Consider the following 22,937-nt stretch of genomic DNA (forward strand, 5'->3'; position numbering starts at 1 on the left):
TTAATCAAGCGTATCGGAGAATTAGAAATAGCCTTCTTGCTTTTTCTTTTCCATTGAACCGGAACTGTCATGATCAATCACTCGCCCTTGGCGCTCAGATGTTGTAGTTAGCAACATTTCCTGAATAATTTCAGGTAGCGTAGTTGCTTCCGACTCAACAGCTCCCGTCAGTGGGTAACAACCCAATGTACGGAATCGAACCATCTTTTCCTCAACTTTATCATCAGGTCCGATGGGCATGCGATCATCATCAACCATGATCATCACGCCATCGCGCTCCACAACAGGACGCTTGGCTGCAAAGTACAAAGGAACAATAGGGATATTTTCCAAATGAATGTATTGCCAAATATCTAATTCAGTCCAGTTGGACAAGGGAAAAACCCGAATGCTTTCTCCTTTATCTACGCGACCGTTATAAATATTCCACAGCTCGGGACGTTGATTTTTTGGGTCCCAGCGATGGTTTTTATCACGAAAAGAATAAACACGTTCTTTTGCACGTGACTTTTCTTCGTCGCGACGAGCACCGCCAAAAGCGGCGTCAAATCCGTACTTATTTAACGCTTGCTTGAGCGCCTGGGTTTTCATTATGTCGGTGTGTTTGGCACTACCATGCGTAAAAGGACCAACGCCCATCTCCACACCTTCCTGGTTGATATGAACAATCAAATCCCAGCCGAGCTCTTTTACACGCTGATCGCGAAACTCAATCATTTCACGGAATTTCCATGTTGTGTCAACATGCATTAGCGGAAACGGAGGCTTACCGGGATAGAAGGCTTTCATGGTGAGATGCATCATGACAGCAGAGTCTTTACCAATAGAATACAACATCACAGGATTATCAAATTCAGCCGCCACTTCACGGATGATATGAATACTCTCAGCTTCGAGCTGCTTGAGATGAGTCAAGGTATAGTTTGACATTCAGTAATTACCAGATTTAAGTACGGTTAACAGCCATACAATGTGTTGAAAAAACGACAGTGATTATATATGGCTAATACACATAGGTTAATAACCAAAAGTTTCTAAGGTTATTCCTTTAAGTTTGGCCTCTTTGTCTATCAATCTTCTTTCGAAACGGAATGGCGAGCTGCCAGCAAACGAGTAAACTCATCACGCGCTTCTTTTGCCCGACTAAAAACGGTCAGCAACGATTCACTATCTTCATTTTCGATGCTGCTACGTAATCGGGTCAGATTATTAATAAACAAATCCATTGACTGCAGAATAGCAACTTTATTTGCGCGCATAATGTCATGCCACATAACCGGATCGCTTGATGCAATTCGCGTGAAATCGCGGAAACCACCAGCGGCATAACGAAAAATGTTAGGGTTTTTGATATCTTGCGCAAGCGTATCAACCAGCGAATAAGCAATTACATGCGGGAGATGTGATGTAGCACCAAGCACTTCATCATGTTCCTCAACTGACATAGAAAGCACTTCAGCGCCAACAGCTTGCCACATGGATTCAACAAGATTGAAGTGATACCGAGCTGTAGATTCCAGAGGAGTCAATATAACGCGGTGACGTTCGTAGAGATTGGGGTTGGCAGCAGTTACACCACTTTTCTCTGATCCAGCGATAGGATGACCTAACACAAATTGTTCTGGCACAAATCCAAATACCGCTTGCGCAGCTTCGCGCACACTACCCTTCACACTAGCGCCATCGGTAATAGTGATATCACTAGAAATATTCGATTTAACCTCTTCCAACACAGAAGTCACTGAGAGCGTGGGCACAGCAATAAAAATAACATCGCCCTTAGTCAACTCACCTGCAATTTCCGCTAGTGATGTGCAAGCCCTGTCAACCACACCACGAGCTATTGCCTCTGCGCAAGTTTCCGCTTTACGCGCAACTCCTATCACTTCAGCACAGGCACCCCGCGCTTTCAAACCTGTTGCAAGACTGCCGCCAATCAAGCCGATCCCAACAACAACAAATTTATTGATTAATGGTTGCGCCATAACGAATTACAACACCGCTTTTGGGTAGGAGCCAAGTAATTTAAGATCTGCGCAACGCGTGGCGACCTCTTTCATTAAATCACTGATTAAAGGCTCATCGACATGACCAACAAAATCAATGAAAAACACATAATTCCAAACACCAGTACGAGATGGTCTTGTCTCTACACGGGTTAAATCAATATTGTGACGATGGAATGGCTCCAGTAGATTGTGTAAGGCACCGGGCTCATTGCGTGTTGCAACAACAATCGATGTTTTATCAATACCACTTGGTGGGACAGCTTGCTTGCCTATAATAAGAAAACGTGTTGAGTTATCTGGTTGGTCTTCAATTTTTTCTGCAATTATTTTCAAACCATATAAATCAGCGGCCATTGAGCCAGCAATTGCTGCTGCATTCCATTCTCCCTTGAGGCGCTTGGCAGCTTCTGCATTACTACTGACAGCTATACGCTCTGCTTTTGGATAATGTGCATCCAACCACTTACGGCATTGCGCCAAAGATTGAGAGTGCGAATAGATGCGCGAAATACTATTAACATTAGTAACATCCGAAACCATTAAATTATGGTGAATGCGCAATTCGACTTCACCACAAATTTTCAGGTTTGATCCCATAAAATTATCGAGCGTATGATTCACTACACCTTCTGTTGAGTTTTCTACAGGTACAACGCCATAGTTTACTGCACCAGCCTCAACCTCACGAAAAACCTCATCAATAGCCGCAAATGGCATTACCAGTGCTGAGTGCCCGAAGTGCTTTAACGATGCCTGTTGGGTAAAAGTTCCTTCAGGGCCAAGATAGGCAACTTTTATAGGGTTTTCTAACGCTAGGCAGGCCGACATAATTTCACGAAACAGACGAGCCATTTCTTCGTTGCTCAATGGCCCGTTATTGCGTTCCATTGCTTTGCGTAATACTTGAGCTTCGCGCTCAGGGCGATAAAACAACACTTTTGCATCTTCTGGCAAGCTTGCCTTTTTAACCTCGGCAACCTGTTGTGCACATTCAGCACGCGCAGAAATCAAGCGCCCGATCTCTTCATCAATCGCATCAATTTTGTTGCGCAATTCCAGTAACTTTGCAGATTCAGCTTGTTCGGATGACATGAATAATCGCCTCGTTTGATTATTCGTCAGAAGATTCTTCGCCAACAGAATCTTCTGCGGCTACATCATCTGGCAACTCTTCGATTTCGCCACCTTCCGCATTGGCCAATTCGCGCTTGGCATTTTCATCAGCGCTTTCTTCAATGCGCTCAAGGCCCTGCATACGTTCACCATCTTTTAACTTGATTAAGCGAACACCTTGAGTGTTACGGCTCAATACTGAAACCTCATCGACACGAGTGCGGACCATAGTTCCCTGGTCAGAAATCAACATAATTTCCTCACCATCAAATACCTGTACTGCGCCAACCAACTGACCATTTCGCTCGGTAGTTTGCATACCGATAACACCCTGCGAACCGCGACCTTTAGCTGGGAATTCACCTACTTCCGTGCGTTTGCCGTAACCATTTTCGCTGACAGTCAGCACCTGCCCACCAGCCAGTGGAATTACCATACTGACCACACGTTGACCTTCTGCCAGACGAATACCGCGGACACCGCGCGACGTACGCCCCATTGCACGCACTTGTGACTCACGGAAACGAGCAGCTTTACCTGAACTGGAGAAAAGAATCACATCAGACGCGCCATTGGTAATTGCGGTACCCACCAAGGTATCACCCTCATCCAATTCAATCGCGCGCAAACCAACACTACGTGGGCGCGAGAATTGCGTAAGTGCGGTTTTCTTCACAGTACCATTTGCGGTCGCCATGAAAATAAAATGATCATCATCGTAAGATTTCACCGGCAGAATCGATGTAATGTGTTCACCTTCTTCCAACGGTAACAAATTCACTACTGGACGACCGCGTGCCTGACGACCTGCAACGGGAATCATGTAAACTTTTAACCAGTACACTTTACCGGCGTTGGTAAACAACAACACTGTGTCATGCGTACTGGCAATTAACAAATGCTGGACATAATCTTCATCTTTCACTGCAGTTGCAGATTTACCCATACCACCGCGACGTTGCGCCTGATAATCAGCTAGCGGTTGGCTCTTCGCGTAACCGCCATGGGAAATAGTCACCACACGATCTTCTTCATTAATCAAATCTTCAGTGGTTAAATCTAAAGTAGAAGCAATAATTTCCGTGCGGCGCGCATCGCCATAGTCAGCAATAACCTGAGCCAACTCTTCACGAATCACTTCCATCAAACGCACTGCATTACCAAGGATTTCCAAGAATTCAGCGATTTGCGCCAGCTTCTCTTCATACTCAGCAAGAATTTTGTCGTGTTCCATGCCAGTGAGGCGATGCAAACGTAAATCCAGAATGGCCTGTGCTTGCTCAGCAGACAAATAATATTTGCCATCGCGAATGCCGAATTCAGGACCGAGATCTTCAGGGCGACACGCATCTTTACCTGCGCGCTCAACGAATGGAGTCATTGCACTCGCATCCCAGCCACGAGAAATCAAACCTTCTTTTGCTTCGGCTGGAGACGCAGAGCGTTTGATCAGCTCGATTACTTCATCGATGCTGGAAATAGCAACGGCCCAGCCTTCCAGAATATGGCCGCGCTCACGCGCTTTACGCAGTAAATACACAGTACGGCGAGTGACAACTTCGCGACGGTGCTTGATAAAGGCTTCCAGCAATTCTTTCAAATTCAGAATTTTTGGCTGTCCATCATCCAGCGCAACAATGTTTACACCGAACGTAGTTTGTAATTGTGTTTGCGCGAACAAATTGTTCAGCAGCACATCGCCCGATTCGGTTTTTTTAACTTCGATAACAATGCGCATGCCGTCTTTGTCAGACTCATCACGCAATTCGCTGATACCTTCGATTTTCTTTTCTTTAACCAGCTCGGCAATGCGCTCAATTAATTTGGCTTTGTTAACCTGGTATGGAATTTCAGTAACAATAATGGTTTCGCGACCAGACTTGTCATCGCGCTCAATGTCGGCTTTAGCGCGCATCACTACACGGCCACGCCCCGTACGATACGCTTCTACGATTCCAGCACGGCCATTGATGATGGCACCTGTAGGGAAATCCGGGCCAGGAATAAATTCCATCAACTCATCAATGGTGATGTCCGGATTATCAACAACCGCCAAACAACCCTGCACCACTTCCTTTAGATTGTGCGGAGGAATGTTGGTTGCCATACCTACGGCAATACCGGAAGAACCGTTGATTAACAGGTTGGGAATACGGGTAGGCAGTACTGCCGGAATTTGCTCAGTGCCGTCATAGTTAGGCACGAAATCTACAGTTTCCTTGTCGAGATCAGCCAGCAAATCATGGGCGATTTTGGCCATACGGATTTCGGTATAACGCATAGCTGCAGCGTTATCGCCATCAATCGAACCGAAGTTACCCTGACCATCCACCAGCATGTAACGAAGCGAGAACGGCTGAGCCATACGGACAATAGTGTCGTATACAGCAGAGTCACCGTGTGGGTGATATTTACCGATTACGTCACCTACCACACGGGCAGATTTTTTGTATGGCTTATTCCAGTCGTTATTCAGCTCGCTCATTGCGAAGAGCACACGACGGTGTACAGGCTTTAATCCATCGCGGACATCAGGCAAAGCACGTCCGACAATTACGCTCATCGCGTAATCAAGATACGACTGCTTAAGTTCGTCTTCGATACTTACCGGTGAAATTTCTTTGGCGAATTCGACCATGGGAATACAGCTTTCCTTTCTTATATTAAAGCTAGGGGCTTAAAAAACCTGTTTTTGATGAGGCGATACCAAGGTAAACAGCGCAAAGCGTTTATCTGGCGCGCTGGCCGCTCAAGAGCAATATGGCTACCCTACTAGCGGGTTGACTAAAAATGCGCCTGACGGACAATTCAGGGGCGCGATGGTAGCACAATTTCTGCAAGATAGGCACTTTGAGGAGGGCTATGCTGGTGAATTTACAGGCATTTTTTGTATTGTTTGGCGAGAAACCTGCTTCAATCCAATCATGGCCGATAACCGGCTTTGCAGTATACTGAGCCCCCTTTTCGAGTGACCTTACAGCGATTTGCTATGCAGATGCCTATCTCAACACCCGACACAATCGACCTGATCATTAAAGCGCGCTGGATTATCCCGGTTGTACCGGAGAATCGCTTGCTAGAGCATTGTGCACTTGCCATTCATCAAGGAAAAATCATTGCGATTGTTCCCAACGATGAAGCCGAGCGCCGGTTCACTACTCATGAAACCATAACATTGGACAATCATGTATTGATACCCGGGCTCATTAATACGCATGGACATGCAGCCATGAGCCTGTTGCGCGGCTATGCAGATGATCACCCCTTACACACCTGGCTTAACGATCATATTTGGCCAACGGAAAATCGCTGGGTTAGCGAAGAGTTTGTGCGGGATGGAACAATGCTAGCAATGGCAGAGATGATCAAAACCGGCACAACTTGCTTTGCTGATATGTATTTCCACCCAGAGCAAGCTGCACAAGCATGCCTGGATGCCAAAATGCGCAGCCAAATCAGTTTCCCTATTTTTGATTTCGCCACCGCAGGCGGCATAGATTCAGATGATTACTTCAGCAAAGGCCTTGTACTGCACGACAACCTACGCGGAAATCCTTTAGTCCATATCGCGTTTGGTCCTCACGCCCCTTATACGGTGTCAGATGAACCGCTACGGAAAATCGCGGTACTCGCACAAGAGATGGATATGCCGGTGCAGATTCATCTGCATGAAACAGCGTTTGAAATAGAGGAATCGCTAAAACAATATGGCAAAAGACCGATACAGCGCTTGATGGATCTCGGGTTGCTCTCGCCGCTCACTCAATGTGTGCATATGACCCAGATTTCTGATAACGATATCGCCACTCTTCAACAAACAGGTGCACACGTCATTCACTGCCCCGAATCAAATTTGAAATTGGCCAGCGGTTTTTGCCCTGTGAACAAACTGCTTCAAGCGGGGATTAATGTTGCAATAGGAACTGATGGTGCCGCCAGCAACAATGATCTGGATTTATTTAGCGAATTAAAAACAGCTGCTCTATTAGCCAAAGCAGTTGCGAATGATGCAACTGCCCTGAGTGCTCACGCTGCACTGCGCATGGCTACCTTGAATGGGGCAAAAGCCCTGGGGCTGGATGAAAAGACTGGAAGTCTTGAGACAGGAAAGGCAGCCGATATTACCGCCATCGATTTAAGCAACTTAAGCATGCAGCCACTTTACAACCCCGCATCACAATTAATTTATACCCACTCAGGGCAATGCGTCAGTCACGTGTGGGTTGCTGGCAAAGCGTTATTATCTGCGGGTCAATTACAAACGTTGGACGAACGCGAAATTTTAGGCAAAGCCAATTGGTGGCGAAAACAAATTGCCACACACTAACCTACAAATCACCACAAGAGATTTATTTATGGCTAACGTCGACTCTGCTGAAATTGCAAAATTTGAAGCTCTCGCCAGTCGCTGGTGGGATAAAAACAGCGAATTCAAACCCTTGCACGATATTAATCCGCTAAGAGCAAATTATATTGATGAACGCTCACCTGTCGCTCAAAAAAAAGTGATTGATGTGGGTTGCGGAGGTGGCATCCTTGCAGAGTCACTAGCACAGCGAGGCGCATTTGTGACTGGTATAGATATGGGGGAAGCCCCTTTATCTGTCGCACGCTTGCATGCCCTAGAGGCAGGGGTCGAATTAACCTATGAGCAAATAACAGCTGAAGATAAAGCCGCGCAAATGCCGGAGGCGTTTGATATTGTTACTTGCATGGAAATGCTGGAACACGTACCTGATCCTGCATCAGTAGTGAAAGCCTGCGCGACTCTAGTAAAAGCAGGCGGAGATGTGTATTTCTCAACTATAAATCGCAATCCAAAATCTTATGCCTTTGCCATATTGGGAGCGGAATACGTTTTAAAACTTCTTCCTAAAGGCACTCACGAATACAGCAAATTTATTCGTCCTTCTGAACTCGCCAAATGGTTACGTGATGCAGGATTGGAATTGCAATCCATGACAGGCATGACCTACAACCCACTCACCAAACTCTACAAACTCAATCCCAACGACGTAAGCGTAAATTACTTATTGCACGCAAAAAAGGTTGAACAATAATGCCCCGCTCTATTCATGCAGTAATGTTTGACCTGGATGGCACGTTACTAGATACCGCTCCTGATTTTGTGGTCGTAGTGAATCAACTCTTAAAAGAACAACAACGCCCTACCCTTGCTGATGACATCATCCGCGCAGGCGTATCTAACGGATCCAAAGCATTAATTAAATTAGCATTCGCAATTGAAGAAACCGATCCACAGTTTGAACCCTTACGCCAACGCCTTCTGGAATTGTATTTAATGCACAACAGTGTATTTACCAAACCTTTTCCCGGCATTAATGAACTCATTCAAACGCTGGCAAACAACAATATTGCATGGGGAATTGCCACGAATAAACCCGCCGCATACACACTACCTTTGATGGCCGACTTGAATATGCAGCCACCACCAGCCAGCGTGATATGCCCTGACCATGTGCGGAACACCAAACCAGACCCGGAACAATTGTTTCTGGCAAGCACACAATTGGGTTGCACACCACAAGAGATCATTTATATCGGCGACCACAAACGTGATATCGACTGCGGAAAAAGTGCAGGCTGCATCACTATTGGCGTTACCTACGGCTATCTTGAAAAAGATGAAAATCCTCTAAGTTGGAATGCCGACCACTATGTGAATAGTGCACATGAAATCTGGCCGATAATTCAAACATATTTATAGTGCTAAAACACTCCACTCTTTTTCCGTATTCCTTTTTCTACTGAAGATAATTTCATGCAAATTCCACCAAACTACACCATTAAACCAGAAGCACTCAGTGGCAAAATTATTTTAGTTACCGGTGCCGGGGATGGCATAGGAAAAGCTGCAGCAAAAACCTTTGCCGCCTGTGGCGCAACTGTCGTGTTATGTGGTCGCACGATGGCCAAACTTGAGTCGGTTTATGACGAAATAGAAGCAGCCGGTTATCCGCAACCCGCCATTTATCCAATAAATTTTGAAAGTGCTGTTGAAAAAGATTACGACGACATGTGCAACGCACTGGAAGACACATTTGGCCATCTTGACGGCCTACTATTCAATGCTGCCGATTTGGGCGAGCGCACGCCAATCGCTAATTATTCTGTTAGCGCATGGCTTCGCTGCATGCAGGTCAACGTTAATTCACCGTTTATGATGACCCAAGCTCTCTTACCACTGTTAGAGCGCGCAGAAAATGCAAGTATTTTATTTACCAGTTCAAGCGTAGCATTCAAAGGCCGTGCTTTTTGGGGAGCTTATTCAGTATCAAAAGCAGCTGCTGAAAACTTTATGCAAACCCTGCACGATGAACTGGAAGGCGCTACGCGTATACGTGCAAATAGCATAAACCCGGGTGCGACACGCACAGCTATGCGTGCGGCTGCCTATCCGGCTGAAGATCCTGAAACAGTAAAACCAGCAGAAGATTTAATGCCTGCTTATGTGTATTTATTAAGTGATGACTCAATCGGTGTTAGCGGACAATCGTTCCACTATTCCTAATAAATGAAGAGTGTCTTTACCAATAAAAAAGGAGATCAGCTGATCTCCTTTTTTATAAAAGCAACATATTTTTGCAAGATATTATCGACTGGATTTTTGCATCATCTCCAACAGAGATGCCTCCGCTCGCGACAAACCACAACGCCGCGCAACCTCATCACAATCCATTCCCATTTTGAACATTTGCGCAGCTTGGGAGTACGGCTGAAACTCGTCATCATTGTAGTAATCAATTTTTTCAGGTTTTTGGGTGTTGGCAGCTTGTAGGCGTTTTTCCATCGCTAACAAACGCTGCCCCATACCCACAGAGCCGCTACTTGAAGCAGCTACTTCGCGCATCAGTTTCTGGATGAGCTTTTCGTTTTCACTCGCCAGTTTGCCCACACGCCTGAAACTGATGAATGCGAACACCAATGCCACGACACTGACGATTGCACAAGCCAACAAACCAATTTCCAACACTGTCATGAAGATTTCCTGATGCCTGGTGTTATCAGTCGTGGCTGGTATTCATTAGGGATTAAACGTCTTCCAGTTCCGACCATTCTTCGCTGGTCAGAAGTTTATTCAAGTCAATCAAAATCAACAACTCGTTGTTTTTGTGGCAAACACCCTGAATAAATTTCGCACTTTCTTCATTGCCAACATTCGGCGCCATCTCAATTTCAGATTGGCGTAGATAAACCACCTCGGCAACACTATCAACCAAAATACCGATCACATGGCGATCAGTTTCAATAATAACAATACGGGTGTTATCCGTAATTTCGCCACTGGAAAGATTAAAACGATGGCGCGTGTCGATTACCGTTACTACGTTGCCACGCAAATTGATAATGCCCAACACATAGGATGGAGCACCAGGAACAGGAGCGATTTCTGAATAACGCAACACTTCCTGAACCTGCATTACATTAATGCCATAGGTTTCACCATCCAGACGGAACGTTACCCACTGCAACACGGGATCATCAGTACTCTTATTCTTTGCTACATCAGTTGCCATCTTTTAATTCCTCTAAAGCCGCCTCCTGCGGGCGGCAAATCGGGTAAATGTCGTTATAACTATAGACGATGACTTTTCCTATGCCACTTTTGTTCAGCCAGGGACAAAGTTTTTGTCAGCATCCACCAGCATTTGGCCGATGCGTGGAATATCCAGAAGCGCGCACATGTGATCTTTAACAGTACCCGCAAGCCAAGGGCGTTTGCTGCGATCTCCGCGCCACTTTACGTCTTCAGGCAATAAAGTAATCGGCTGATTGACCGAATCTACTGCCAATCCCCAAGGTACACCATTAATCGACATGACGTACTTTGCAGTTTCCAAAAAAGCAGGGTCATAACGTTCGGGCATCACGAACTTAGCCGTATTCACAGTGCGGATCTTGCCGGCGGGAGTTGGCTGCAACCCCATGAACCAATCTGCCTGACCAAATAGCGGGGTTAGCTCATCGGTTAATGGCTGTATCTGCCCCAAAGAAATAAGCGGTACAGCCAAGGTCAGCCCGGACACCTTGAATAGCAACACATCAAACCGTGATTGAGCCCATTGCGGTCTGCCATTTTCAAGCCATTCCAAACCTTCCATCTGGAAGTGTGCGAGCTGGTCTTCATGCTCCGCAATTTCATCTTGCTCTGGAGGTTGAATAACTGGCGTATCGGTGACTGTAGTCCCAATATCCCATTCCTGGATCTCGGTGGGGTCATTAATAAAAGCAGTTTGAGTTTGTACTTGAGGCGCAACAACTTCAGCAACTGGCGTCTCAACCAATAATTGGCTTCTTGCCGATTGTAATAGCTTTTCCAGCTTGAGCTTTTGTTCGTTGCTTTGTACTAATTCCGGTTCGGCAAAATCGGTTTTAACCAATTTTTGAGGTTTTAATTGGGGGCGGATCGCAGTTCGTTTTGGTTTTTCATCCACCTTTTTTTTAGTCGGCAATGCAACTACCCGAGCCATACCGGAATTCGCAGCCACAGGCATTGAATGGGCATCAGAAATACCCTGTTCATCAAAAACGCCACCGCTGAGCAAGTCATCAAAGTAACTGTTCAGGCTATCATCTGGCGCTTTAATAATGTCATCTGGAGATTTGCTCACGACACAACACCTGATCTACCGGCAACTGAAACCGGCTCAATGTTTGATTTGAGCTCATCGCTGCGTATCACTTTTTCCAAAAAATGCCATAGGGAGGTGTAGGCCTCTACACCTCGGCCGCCAGGATCAAATAAATGCGGTGGTACACCTGCCTTACTCGCATCGCGAAAACGGGTATCGACCGGAATATGCCCAGGCCATGCCTGTTCCGGATAGGTATTACGGATGCTGCGTAAGCTGGTTACTGATGCCTGTGTACGCCGATCAAACATGACCGGCACAATCGTATAGCCCAATGCCTTTTTTCGCGAACGCGACATCATATTCAGTGTATTGACCATGCGCTCCAAACCTTTGAGTGCAAGGAATTCGGTCTGCACCGGAATGACAAGATACTGGCACGCTGCCAACGCGTTTACCATCAACACACCCAGCAATGGGGGAGTGTCAATCAGCACATAATCATAATCATCCGCGATATACGCCAACGCCTTGCTCAGCACCAACCCCATGCCATCTTGCCCTATTGCCTGTCGCTCCAATGTCGCCAGCGCAGTAGTAGACGGAATTAAATGCAAATTGGGATAGTCCGTTTCCACAATTAAACGACGAACTGAATCCTTCGAGAGTTCTTTGCGCTCCTGAAATAACGTATAGGTGCTGAGTGTTTGGGTGTCAGGATCCTGACGAAAGTAGGTCGTTAACGAACCATGAGGATCTATATCAAGTAATAGCACTCGCTTCCCGGATGCAGCAATCAAGCCGCCGAGAGATACGCTGGTCGTGGTTTTACCCACTCCACCCTTTTGGTTTGCGATTGCCAAAACACGCACGATCCAATCCTCGCTGGCGTCAAACACCAGACACTTCTAACATTAATCAGACCAAAGCAAGGTCTATGCCTATTAGACCACATTCATTTTTAATTGGCTGGATGTTAATTATTACCCAGCCAGCAGGAACTGCAAGCGAGCGTAATGTCGGATAAAAAAGGAAAGGGAAATAGGCGCTACATACAAATTATGGGACAGCAGCCTGAGAGGAAGATTGCACTGGAGCCAAATTAGCTTTGGGGCGATCCATTTTGCGTTTGGCCACCATAATTGCCACACGACGGTTTTGCGCTCGCCCCTGCTCAGTCTCATTACTGGCAACTGGCTGATATTCACCGTATCCCACCGCTGATAACCGTTCAGGCGCAATACCTTTGTTTGCAAGATATTTCACAATGGCGCTGGCACGAGCAGTGGATAGCTCCCAGTTGGTTGGATACTTAGCGCTTTTAATGGGGATATTGTCGGTAAAGCCTTCCACTTGAACAGGGTTTGAATAGTTTTTTAATATCAGCGCTATTTCATCAAAAATCTGCTGCGCCTGTTCGCTTGTATCCGCACTACCTGATGAAAACAAAATACTGTCTTTCAACTCAATTTGCAGCCACAACTCATTACTGGATACCTGAATCATTTGCTCATTAATAAGTGGTGCGAATTTTTCAGTTACCAGATCAGAAATTTGCGTCAATTCATCAGACGTTTTCGTTTGTATTGGTTCTGCTGACGAATCAGACTCTGCCTGTGCGGGTTGCTCAGGTTGTTGCACAACATCGACATTCTGTTCATGGGTGCTCGTATCTGAACCCGTGCTTCCACCTAAATCAATTGGGACAACCTTATCACTGGTTGGAGTTGCTTGATCACTCGGCGTTGAGTCAGTTTTGGTATCGGTAGGTTGATTGAACGCTTCAATAAAAGTATCGGATAACACGCGATACTTGCTGTCATTAACTTGCGAAATGGAATACATCACCACAAAAAAGGCGAACAATAGCGTAATGAAGTCGGCATAAGAAATTAACCAACGTTCTTGATTTACGTGAACATCTTCCCGTCTTCGACGTACCATAAGATCACAACTGTTACAGGTGGCAGGCTGCCCCTCTGCCTTCAATGAGGATGCAAATAACCATTCAGCTTCATTTCAATTGAACGTGGATTTTCACCATCGGCAATGGCGATAATCCCCTCAATGATCAACTCCCGATATTGGGAGTTTTCATTTACGCACATACGCAGTTTGTTAGAGATAGGAATAAATACCAGATTCGCTAGTGCCACACCATAAATGGTCGCCACAAACGCAATCGCAATCCCAGGCCCCAATGTTGCGGGATCAGCAAGATTATTCATCACGTGAATCAAGCCCATCACGGCACCAATAATGCCAATGGTAGGTGCATAACCACCCATTGATTCATAAAATTTAATTGCGTCAAAATCACGCTGCTCATCCACAATTAAGTCTGTTTCCAAAATTCGCCGAATAACTTCCGGCTCATTACCGTCAACTAACAATTGCAGACCTTTTTTTGCGAATTTATCTTTTTCACGCTCAGAAATTTCTTCCAAGCCCAAAAGACCATCTTTGCGTGCGGCAGTCGCCCAACGAACAATATTGTGTATTCCCTGTTTAAAAGGCGCATAAGGCGGCTTAAATACCCAGCTGACAATTTTCAGGGCGCGCCGCAAACTATTTTTTGATGTTTGCAGCATGGCAGCCCCTAAAGTACCGCCAATAACAATAAAAGCCGCGGGACCATTTACCAAGGTCCCAAGCCCCCCGCCCTCTAAAAAATTTCCGCCAATAATTGCAGCGAAAGCGATGATGACACCGATAATGCTCAGCAGATCCATTACATTACCTCTCGCACCAATCTCGGCCCTATGTCTTTCAAACTCAGTACTTTATCGGTCAACCCTGCACGAGCAACAGCCATCGGCATACCGTAAATGACACAACTCGCTTCATCTTGAGACCAGAGTGCAGACCCCGCTTCTTTTAATAATCGCGCGCCGTTACAACCATCAGACCCCATACCCGTTAGCACCACACCCAAGACTTTGTCGCCATAAATATTGGCCGCAGAACCAAAGGTAATGTCCAGCGAAGGTTTATAGTTCACGCGTTCATCATCAGGCAACACACGTACAGAACCGCCATTGCGTTTATCCAGCATTAGCTGCTTGCCACCCGGTGCCAGTAATGCCAAACCCGATTGTAATTGATCACCATCAACGGCTTCGCGAACATTAATATTGCACTGTTTATTCAAACGCTCAGCAAACGCCTTGGTGAAGTTTTCAGGCATATGCTGCACCAGCACGATGGGTAACGGAAAATTTGCCGGTAAGGTCACCAACACTTCCGCTAAAGCAACCGGCCCGCCAGTAGATGCACCAATGACCAATAACTTAGGCTGTTTTTTTAAACGATAGGTATCTTGCCCTGATGATTTTGCATCATCTACGAGCGACTGATGACGAGCACCAAGCGTAGGAGAAACAACTGATGAAGAACGTATCGTTGAAGGTGAAATAGCAGGCTTGCTCTCAGCTGGTCTATCTGGCTGCGCGATTGGTTGACGTGCGCTTGTACCGGCCAGCGTTAACAAGCGCTCATGCAATTTCTTTTTGAGTGATTCAGAACTGCGCGATACTTCGGCAAAATCTTTGGGGATAAAATCAAGAGCACCTGCAGCCAAGGCATCTAATGTTACCTTCGCGCCTTCATAGGTGAGCGATGAAAACATCAAGATAGGCACTTTGCGGTTTGCCATGATCAGTTTGATTGCGGTGACACCATCCATCACCGGCATTTCAAAATCCATGGTAATAATGTCGGGCTTAAGCTCTGCAGCCTTTTCCACCGCTTCACGCCCGTTGCTGGCAATGCCGATGACTTTTAAATCCGGGTGCTCATTAATTATGTCTTTCAATCGATGCTGAAAGAAATTGGAATCATCAACCACTAATACCCGGACAGGCATCTAACTTACTCCGCAGCCGAAACTGCTATAAAAATTTTCGGTACACAACAGCCAAACCTGCAAATGCAATCTCACTGCTGTTAACTATGCCCCCAGCTCGCGGAGCCTTTGGCATAGCGGCGCAATAAACTCGGGATATCCAAAATCAACGCAATAGTGCCATCACCAGTGATTGTCGCGCCCGCCATACCAGGCGTACCTTGCAACATTTTTCCCAGTGGTTTTATAACGACTTCTTCCTGGCCGATCAATTGATCCACCACAAAGCCAACACGTCGGGTTCCAACAGTCACAATCACGACATGTGCATTGTCAGGACGCTCACCATAAGCATTTTTTACCAGCCAATCTTTCATATAAAACAACGGAATCGCCTGATCGCGAATGGCAACGCAATCTTGTCCATCGACAATATGGCTCTTGGTCAGATCCATATGGAAAATTTCATTCACACTGACCAATGGGAACGCAAATGTTTGTTGCCCCAACATAAACATCAGCGTTGGCATAATGGCCAAGGTTAGCGGCACTTTAATAATAAAACGTGTGCCTTTACCTAATTCCGATTTAATTTCAACCGTGCCGTTTAATTGGGTGATTTTGGTTTTCACCACATCCATCCCAACACCGCGGCCAGATACATCGGAGATTTCTTTTTTGGTGGAAAAGCCCGGTGCAAAAATTAAATTGTATGCCTCTGTGTCCGACAAGCGATTCGCGGTGTCTTCATCAAACAATCCTTTTTCAACCGCGATGGTACGCAACTTCACAGGGTCCATTCCTGCTCCGTCGTCGCTAATAGACAAAAGGATGTGATCCCCCTCCTGCTCTGCCGACAAAACGACTTGCCCCACACGCGGCTTACCATTTGCTTCACGTATCTCAGGAAACTCGATACCGTGATCGACTGAATTGCGCACCAAATGCACGAGAGGATCAGCAAGTGCTTCTACGAGATTTTTATCAAGGTCGGTTTCTTCACCTACCAACTCAAGATTAATTTCTTTGCGCAAGCTTCGCGCCAAATCCCGTACTACACGAGGAAAACGACCAAATACTTTTTTGATCGGTTGCATACGGGTTTTCATGACGGATGTCTGCAAATCAGCAGTCACAACATCAAGGTTAGCAACCGCTTTTACCAAGGCTTCATTGCTTGAGCTATTCCCCAAGCGCACAAGGCGATTGCGCACCAACACCAGCTCACCCACCATGTTCATGATGTCATCAAGGCGCTGGGTATCAACACGTACCGTTGTCTCTACAACAGGCGCATCTTTTTCACCAGCAGCAGGCGCTGGTGCAGCGGCAGGAGCAGCTGCTTTGGGTGCTTCTACTTTTTTAGCAGCTACCGGTGCCGCAGGTTTTGCTGCTACAGGTTTTTTTTCTGCAGCAGGTTTAGTGGCAGTAACCGGCGGTGGAGGCGCTGCTGCTGGAACCGCTGCGGCAGGCGCACTTATACCAGGGCCTTTACCTTTGCCGTGCAATTGATCGAGCAGTGCATCGAATTCGTCATCGGTAATCAAGTCACCACTTGCACTTGGCGCGGCAGGAGCAGGTGCCGGGTTGGAGACAGCCGGAGCTGCAGCAGCAACACCAGGCCCATTACCTTTTCCATGCAACTGATCGAGTAGTGCTTCAAATTCATCTTCTGAAATTTCGTCGCTACCGCCTGCACTTACTACAGACGCTGGAGCGGCAACTGCTGGAGTTTCAGGCGTTTTGGCATCGGGAACACCAGGGCCTTTGCCTTTACCGTGCAGTTGATCGAGCAGCGCTTCAAATTCATCTTCTGAAATTTCGTCGCCGCTACTTGCTGCTGTAGCTGTTGCCACGGGTGCAGCTGTTTCTGCCATAGGTGTCGCTGATGCAGTGTTTACACCGGCGATGGCATCCAACAATTGTTCAAATTCTGCATCGGTAATATCACCACTGGCAGACTCTTCTGTTGCGGTCGCAGCGGGAATTTCTACTTGCGGTTCTGCATAAACTTCAGCAGTTTCTGCCTCTGCTTCGTTTAAATCTTCACAGGAAACCAAGCGCTCAAGCGCAGCAATCAGCGAAGGGTCTACTGGTGGCAATTCTTCGCGTTGTGACACCAATTCAAATTGTTGGTTAACCATATCCAACGCTTGCAGCACGACATCCATTAATTCGGATGTAACTGTGCGCTTGCCGTTGCGTAAAATATCGAAAAGATTTTCAGTGACGTGACAGCACTCCACCATAGGAGTCAGCGCCAAAAAACCTGCGCCACCTTTTACGGTATGAAAACCGCGAAAGATTGCATTGAGCAAGTCTTTATCTTCAGGGCGTTGCTCCAGATCAACCAATTGCTGGCTGAGGCGCTCCAGGATTTCTCCCGCCTCTACCAGAAAATCCTGGAGAATATCCTCGTCGTCACCAAAACTCATTCAACATTCCTCGCGTATATCGCTTTTTTAGAATCCAAGGCTCGATAACAAATCATCAACGTCATCCTGGCCGGACACTACATCTGCACGCTCTTTATTAATTTGTGGGCCTTCCGCCTCGGTTTTCCGTTTTTGCATGATTTCCATATCATGCGCGACAGTTTCACTATCACTGGTGAGCCCGGTAATTTCTTCAACCTGGCCAGCAATACGCACAAGACTTACCAAATCTTTTTCAACATCGTTGATCAGCCCAATCACTCGCTTTAATACTTGCCCGGTTAAATCCTGAAAGCCTTGCTCAAGAACAATATCTTGTAAATTTTTACTGAGCTGCTCAGTTCCGGTAACCATTTGGCCCAGAAAACCATCCATCCGCTCATAGAGTTGGCGAAACTCAGCTGCATCCATTTCGCGTCGTTTCAATCGTGCCCATTCGGTGCGTAAGCTACTCGCTTCCTGACCAAGATTCATCGCAATAGGCGCAGCTTCATCTACCATATCCATGGTTTTCTCTGCTGCTTTTTGCGTAAGCTCTATTACATAATTCAAACGGTTTGAAGCATCATGAATATCGGAGTTCTCAATCTTGGGCGGTTCTTTTGAGAGATCGGCATCAACATTAAAGTTGACAATCGCATTGTGCAGCCCGCGTGTTAAGCGCCCTACTGATTGAAAGATATGGCGATCGCGTGATTGGGTGATAGATTGGATCAACACCGATGCGTCTTCAAATTGGTTACTCTGCAATTTTTCAGTAAGCAATTTGGCGCATTCTTTCAATTCGATAACAAATGCTTCGTTGGAAGATGCTTGAAGTTCTGATGCCATGGCAACGCCTTATTTATTATTTGATCGGCACTAATTAACCAACGCGATCAAAAATTTTCTCAATTTTTTCCTTGAGCGCTTGTGCAGTAAATGGTTTTACAACATAACCATTTACGCCCGCTTGCGCCGCCTCAATAATCTGATCGCGTTTGGCTTCAGCAGTCACCATTAATACGGGCAAGGTACGCAGCTTTTCGTCCGCACGCACGGCCTTCAGCAAGTCAATACCCGTCATACCTGGCATGTTCCAGTCAGTGACCAAAAATTGGAAATCACCGCTTTTCAACATGGGTAATGCCGTTACGCCATCGTCAGCTTCATGGGTATTGGAAAACCCCAAATCCCGCAGCAAGTTTTTAATAATCCGTCGCATTGTTGAAAAGTCATCAACAATCAAGATTTTCATATTCTTATCCAACGCAACCTCCACACACCCTTTCGGGATTTTCGTTTAATCATAGTCTAGTAGGAGTTGAAACTTCGGCCAGCTCCGGCACGGAAATCCTCAACTTTTAATTTGAATAATAGCCCAAATCGCTGAAAACACAGAGTATTTACCCAACTCGGCCGGGACTGGAGGCGCTCACACACCAGGATGCTCAACTTTTAGGCAGATATCAGGCCGATTGCCAGCCAACCAGTTTATTGCGCAGGCGCGCTGCTGCCTGACTATGGATCTGGCTGACACGTGACTCACTGACACCCAGCACCAAGCCTATTTCTTTCAAGTTGAGCTCTTGATCGTAATACAGTGCCAATACCATCCGTTCACGCTCGGGCAATTGCGCTATCGCTTTGACCAAGGCGGATTTCATGCCGTCTCGTTGAAGGCCATCGAGAGGACTGGCAAATGCACTGCTGTGCTCAGTCGCATCGATGTTGCTGTCTTCTTCGCCAAAGGTTTCTTCGTAGCTGAACAAGCGGCTGCCATTGGAGTCTTGCAGCATCTCAAAATATTCGTTGAGGCTCACACCCAGTTCAGCGGCAACTTCGCTGTCGCTTGCATCGCGGCCTGTGCGCGCCTCTACAGCAGCAACCGCTTGGGAAATACGACGTGCATTGCGATGCACGGAACGTGGCACCCAATCGCCACGGCGCATTTCATCCACTATCGCGCCGCGAATGCGGATACCCGCATAGGTTTCAAAACTGGCACCACGGGAGGCATCGTATTTTTGGGAGGCTTCAATCAGGCCAATCATTCCGGCCTGGATAAGGTCGTCCACCTGCACGCTGGCAGGCATACGCAACATCATGTGATAAGCGATGCGTTTTACCAAAGGCGCATAGTCTTCGATGTTAATGTGTGCATCGCATAATGCTTTTTTATCGTACATGGCTAGACCATTGACTGCGACCATTGAGCACCTTCTTTTTTACAGCAATACGGTGTTTTTCCAACAGCCTTGTGGCACAACCTTTTAGATCCACAGAGTTAGCTTGCATTATCAATCAGCGTGAGTTCGCTGCTTGTAACAAGCGTTCTACAAAAAATTCCAAGCGCCCGGTTGGTGAATTAGGCAGTGGCCACTTATCGACTACTTGCGCTAATGCGCGGATTGCAATTGACGCTTTTGATGAGGGCGCAAACTCCAACAAGGCTTTCTGTTTTTGTACGGCTTTGCGCACATTTTCGTCAAAAGGAATTTGGCCAACAAACTGCAAAGTGACATCCAGAAAACGGTCGCAAACGGTATTGAGTTTGTTAAACATATTCAGACCTTCCTGTGGGGTGCGCGTCATATTGGCGACCACACGGAAACGCTGCATTCCGTATTCTTTGTTTAATAATTTGATCAGCGCATAAGAGTCGGTAATTGACGATGGCTCGTCGCATACCACAATGATGACTTCATTTGCTGCGCGCACAAAACTGACAACGGTATCCGAAATACCGGCTGCAGTGTCTATCACCAGAATATCGACTTGATCAGAAAGATCATTGAAGGCATTGATCAAACCCGCATGTTCGGCTGAACTTAATTCAGCCATGCGTTGCACGCCGGAGGAAGCAGGAACAATTTTCATACCCGCTGGCCCAGTGACCAAAACGTCCGCCAGACTATGGGTACCAGCCAGGACATCGGCCAGGGTATGGGTAGCGCGAATCCCTAACAGAACATCGACATTGGCAAGCCCCAAATCGGCATCCAGCAAGACCACGCGACGGCGCAATTCTGCCAATGCAATGCTCAGGTTGACGGAAATATTACTCTTACCTACCCCGCCTTTACCGCCGGACACAGCGATCACTTGTACTGGTCGCACTTGGCTCATCTACACATAACTCCAAACCTGTTCTTTACGTTGCGTGCCGGGCATTGTGATTTGTCTTGCAGACATACTGGCCGGACACACTAATGGTGAACTGAGTATAGATAGGGTTTGGCAACTCATCCGACTAATTTCAGTTTCACCGGTACTTTATCCTGCTTATCACAATTGATTGTTTAAGAAACCGCCGTTGCCGGATTTGTTTTGAGCAATGCGACGGCTTTTGATACAAGCTGATGCGCACGCGCGACTTCCAGATGCTTGGGAATATCTTGTCCGTCTGTGGTGTACACAATCGGTAAACGATTTTGCATTACCACACCCAATGCCTCACCAATGCTGGCAGTTTCATCCAGTTTGGTCAGAATGCAACCTTGCAAACGGGCAGTGCCATAAGCATGCACCGACGCTTTCAGCATTTGCGCCTGACTGTTGCATGACATCACCAAATAAGTCTTCACCTGCTGTTGTTCCGCAAGCGCCTGCAGCTGGGCTTTCAGATGCGGATCACCGTGACGGAAACCCGCTGTATCAATCAATACCAATGAGCAATGGCGCAAACTGCGCAGCACACTGTCGAGCGGATTGGTTTCATCGACAACACGCACTGGCACTCGCAAAATACGTGCGAGTGAACGCAGTTGGTCGTGGGCAGCAATACGATAGGTATCGGTGGTAATCAAGGCGACTTTGTCAGCACCGTGTTGCAGTACGTAACGCGCCGCCAATTTACCAATCGTTGTCGTTTTGCCCACACCAGTTGGGCCGACAAATGCGAATACCCCACCCTGATCGACAATATCGCTGCCGTTCACAGGCAGTTGATGCGCCAGATTCGCCAATGCATCTGGCCAAGCCTCGCCCAACGTTTTGGTTTTGGTACAGGCCGTAATGACCTTTGCAATGACATCCTGAGGCAAATTCAAACGCTCCAGACGACGCGCCACACTGGCAAGAATGGGCGAGTTGGGCACAGGTGATTGTTGGCCACTCAAGCGATCCAATTGTTGTTCAAGCAAAAAACGCATATCGGCAATTTCTGCCTGTAACTCGGAAAGTTGGGCAGCTTGCTCGGTAGATTCATGATTAACGGAGTTCAGGGCAACAGATTCCTGATGAACAACAGGCTCGGCTTTTTTATCCTTTTTCAACTGCTCAATAAAACTGTCTTTGGAATAGGATTCTTTAATGCGCGCTTCTCTCATCAGCGCATCGCGAAAGGACAGGGATTCCGGGCTCAGGTTAGGGCCACTCGCGGGTTCTGGTGCTGGTGCAGGTGCTGACGTTAGTACAGCAGTTGCAGGCGTTGCGACAGGTGCCGTTGCGGGATCAACCAATGGATAACGCTCCGCAGCGCTGGTGCCCACACGTGGCTTTTGCTCAGGCATAACGGCATTGCGGGGAATGCCTGCATTCACAACGGTATTTTTGCCAACTAAAAACTCTTTTGCAGACTCTTCTGCTTTTTTGGCGGCGATCATGCGCTGGCGTGCTTTTTCAATATCATCCGCCAGTTGGGCACCGGTTTTTCCGGCATTAGGATGATCGGCTACTTTACTGATTACCGGTGCTACTTTTCGCGCTTGCGGGTTTCCCAATACACGCGGAGAGATGTCTCCATCACTCAGCAAAGGAGCGCTGGGCGAGAAGGTCGCATCCGCAAAGGGACGATTCTGGAGCTGCTGAAGTTCGTAATCGGAACCCATTGTGGTCAGCAACTCAACCCCCTCGGGGATGCGGTTACTGGAGAGAATAATGGCGTCTGGCCCCAATTCCTGGCGAACCATTTCCAACGCACGACGCATATCAGCCGCTACAAAACGTTTGACTTGCATAT

The 22,937-nt window shown here is 47.0% G+C and carries 21 protein-coding genes; 4 read left to right on the forward strand and 17 right to left on the reverse strand.

Annotated features, from left to right (window positions below; translation table 11 throughout):
* Positions 1 to 21: 21 nt before the first annotated feature.
* From cysD to gyrA, 4 genes are all read right to left on the reverse strand, one after another.
* A complete protein-coding gene (gene cysD, locus VC28_RS06305) occupies positions 22 to 930 on the reverse strand; it encodes a sulfate adenylyltransferase subunit CysD (protein WP_049629898.1) in 909 nt (302 codons plus the stop codon).
* A 140-nt stretch (positions 931 to 1,070) separates the two neighbouring features.
* Positions 1,071 to 1,985, reverse strand: coding sequence for a prephenate dehydrogenase/arogenate dehydrogenase family protein (locus tag VC28_RS06310; RefSeq protein WP_049629899.1), 915 nt, complete (start codon positions 1,983 to 1,985; stop codon positions 1,071 to 1,073).
* Positions 1,986 to 1,991: 6 nt separating this feature from the next.
* Positions 1,992 to 3,101 (reverse strand): prephenate dehydratase, encoded by a 1,110-nt coding sequence (gene pheA / locus VC28_RS06315; protein ID WP_049629900.1) that lies wholly within the window; start codon positions 3,099 to 3,101, stop codon positions 1,992 to 1,994.
* Positions 3,102 to 3,120: 19 nt separating this feature from the next.
* The gene (gene gyrA, locus VC28_RS06320; protein WP_049629901.1) at positions 3,121 to 5,760 is read right to left on the reverse strand and encodes a DNA gyrase subunit A; all 2,640 of its coding nucleotides are present in this window, start codon (positions 5,758 to 5,760) and stop codon (positions 3,121 to 3,123) included.
* A 357-nt stretch (positions 5,761 to 6,117) separates the two neighbouring features.
* On the opposite strand from gyrA, the gene VC28_RS06325 reads away from it, so the two are divergent.
* Genes VC28_RS06325 through VC28_RS06340 form a run of 4 tightly spaced genes read left to right on the forward strand, consistent with a single transcriptional unit; the run spans position 6,118 to position 9,654 of the window.
* Complete coding sequence (locus VC28_RS06325) at positions 6,118 to 7,449, forward strand: TRZ/ATZ family hydrolase (protein ID WP_049632215.1); 1,332 nt, start codon at positions 6,118 to 6,120, stop codon at positions 7,447 to 7,449.
* A 28-nt stretch (positions 7,450 to 7,477) separates the two neighbouring features.
* Positions 7,478 to 8,182: a bifunctional 2-polyprenyl-6-hydroxyphenol methylase/3-demethylubiquinol 3-O-methyltransferase UbiG gene (gene ubiG, locus VC28_RS06330; protein WP_156184293.1), complete on the forward strand. Its 705-nt coding sequence runs from the start codon at positions 7,478 to 7,480 to the stop codon at positions 8,180 to 8,182.
* Entirely contained in the window at positions 8,182 to 8,850 is a 669-nt protein-coding gene (locus tag VC28_RS06335; protein ID WP_049629903.1) for an HAD family hydrolase, read from the forward strand. Before ubiG ends, VC28_RS06335 begins: the two co-directional genes overlap by 1 nt.
* A gap of 54 nt (positions 8,851 to 8,904) precedes the next feature.
* Positions 8,905 to 9,654, forward strand: coding sequence for a YciK family oxidoreductase (locus VC28_RS06340; protein ID WP_049629904.1), 750 nt, complete (start codon positions 8,905 to 8,907; stop codon positions 9,652 to 9,654).
* A gap of 81 nt (positions 9,655 to 9,735) precedes the next feature.
* Here VC28_RS06340 and VC28_RS06345 read toward each other — a convergent pair whose 3' ends face one another.
* The 13 genes from VC28_RS06345 to flhF all read right to left on the reverse strand — a co-directional run bounded on the left by VC28_RS06345 (position 9,736) and on the right by flhF (position 22,935).
* On the reverse strand, positions 9,736 to 10,122 hold the full coding sequence (locus VC28_RS06345) for a DUF2802 domain-containing protein (protein WP_049629905.1): 387 nt from the start codon (positions 10,120 to 10,122) through the stop codon (positions 9,736 to 9,738).
* Between the two features lie 52 nt (positions 10,123 to 10,174).
* Positions 10,175 to 10,660 carry a chemotaxis protein CheW gene (locus tag VC28_RS06350; protein ID WP_039913855.1) on the reverse strand — a complete coding sequence of 162 codons (486 nt, stop codon included), beginning with the start codon at positions 10,658 to 10,660 and terminating at the stop codon, positions 10,175 to 10,177.
* 93 nt (positions 10,661 to 10,753) lie between these two features.
* Positions 10,754 to 11,755 carry a chemotaxis protein CheW gene (locus tag VC28_RS06355; RefSeq protein WP_049629906.1) on the reverse strand — a complete coding sequence of 334 codons (1,002 nt, stop codon included), beginning with the start codon at positions 11,753 to 11,755 and terminating at the stop codon, positions 10,754 to 10,756.
* The gene (locus VC28_RS06360; RefSeq protein ID WP_049632216.1) at positions 11,752 to 12,588 is read right to left on the reverse strand and encodes a ParA family protein; all 837 of its coding nucleotides are present in this window, start codon (positions 12,586 to 12,588) and stop codon (positions 11,752 to 11,754) included. Before VC28_RS06360 ends, VC28_RS06355 begins: the two co-directional genes overlap by 4 nt.
* A 187-nt stretch (positions 12,589 to 12,775) precedes the next feature.
* Positions 12,776 to 13,660 carry a flagellar motor protein MotD gene (gene motD, locus VC28_RS06365; RefSeq protein WP_049629907.1) on the reverse strand — a complete coding sequence of 295 codons (885 nt, stop codon included), beginning with the start codon at positions 13,658 to 13,660 and terminating at the stop codon, positions 12,776 to 12,778.
* A gap of 41 nt (positions 13,661 to 13,701) precedes the next feature.
* On the reverse strand, positions 13,702 to 14,448 hold the full coding sequence (locus VC28_RS06370; protein ID WP_049629908.1) for a flagellar motor protein: 747 nt from the start codon (positions 14,446 to 14,448) through the stop codon (positions 13,702 to 13,704).
* Positions 14,448 to 15,581 carry a protein-glutamate methylesterase/protein-glutamine glutaminase gene (locus VC28_RS06375; RefSeq protein ID WP_049629909.1) on the reverse strand — a complete coding sequence of 378 codons (1,134 nt, stop codon included), beginning with the start codon at positions 15,579 to 15,581 and terminating at the stop codon, positions 14,448 to 14,450. Before VC28_RS06375 ends, VC28_RS06370 begins: the two co-directional genes overlap by 1 nt.
* Positions 15,582 to 15,661: 80 nt before the next feature.
* A complete protein-coding gene (locus VC28_RS06380) occupies positions 15,662 to 17,995 on the reverse strand; it encodes a chemotaxis protein CheA (protein WP_049629910.1) in 2,334 nt (777 codons plus the stop codon).
* Between the two features lie 27 nt (positions 17,996 to 18,022).
* Positions 18,023 to 18,826: a protein phosphatase CheZ gene (locus tag VC28_RS06385; protein WP_049629911.1), complete on the reverse strand. Its 804-nt coding sequence runs from the start codon at positions 18,824 to 18,826 to the stop codon at positions 18,023 to 18,025.
* 34 nt (positions 18,827 to 18,860) lie between these two features.
* A complete protein-coding gene (cheY, locus tag VC28_RS06390; RefSeq protein ID WP_039914554.1) occupies positions 18,861 to 19,244 on the reverse strand; it encodes a chemotaxis response regulator CheY in 384 nt (127 codons plus the stop codon).
* Between the two features lie 199 nt (positions 19,245 to 19,443).
* The gene (locus tag VC28_RS06395; protein ID WP_304413532.1) at positions 19,444 to 20,163 is read right to left on the reverse strand and encodes an RNA polymerase sigma factor FliA; all 720 of its coding nucleotides are present in this window, start codon (positions 20,161 to 20,163) and stop codon (positions 19,444 to 19,446) included.
* Between the two features lie 115 nt (positions 20,164 to 20,278).
* Positions 20,279 to 21,103 (reverse strand): MinD/ParA family protein, encoded by an 825-nt coding sequence (locus VC28_RS06400; RefSeq protein WP_049629913.1) that lies wholly within the window; start codon positions 21,101 to 21,103, stop codon positions 20,279 to 20,281.
* Between the two features lie 173 nt (positions 21,104 to 21,276).
* Entirely contained in the window at positions 21,277 to 22,935 is a 1,659-nt protein-coding gene (gene flhF, locus VC28_RS06405) for a flagellar biosynthesis protein FlhF (protein WP_049629914.1), read from the reverse strand.
* Positions 22,936 to 22,937 lie beyond the last annotated feature (2 nt).

It is taken from the genome of Cellvibrio sp. pealriver (assembly GCF_001183545.1).
In the GTDB taxonomy this organism is placed as follows: Bacteria; Pseudomonadota; Gammaproteobacteria; order Pseudomonadales; family Cellvibrionaceae; genus Cellvibrio.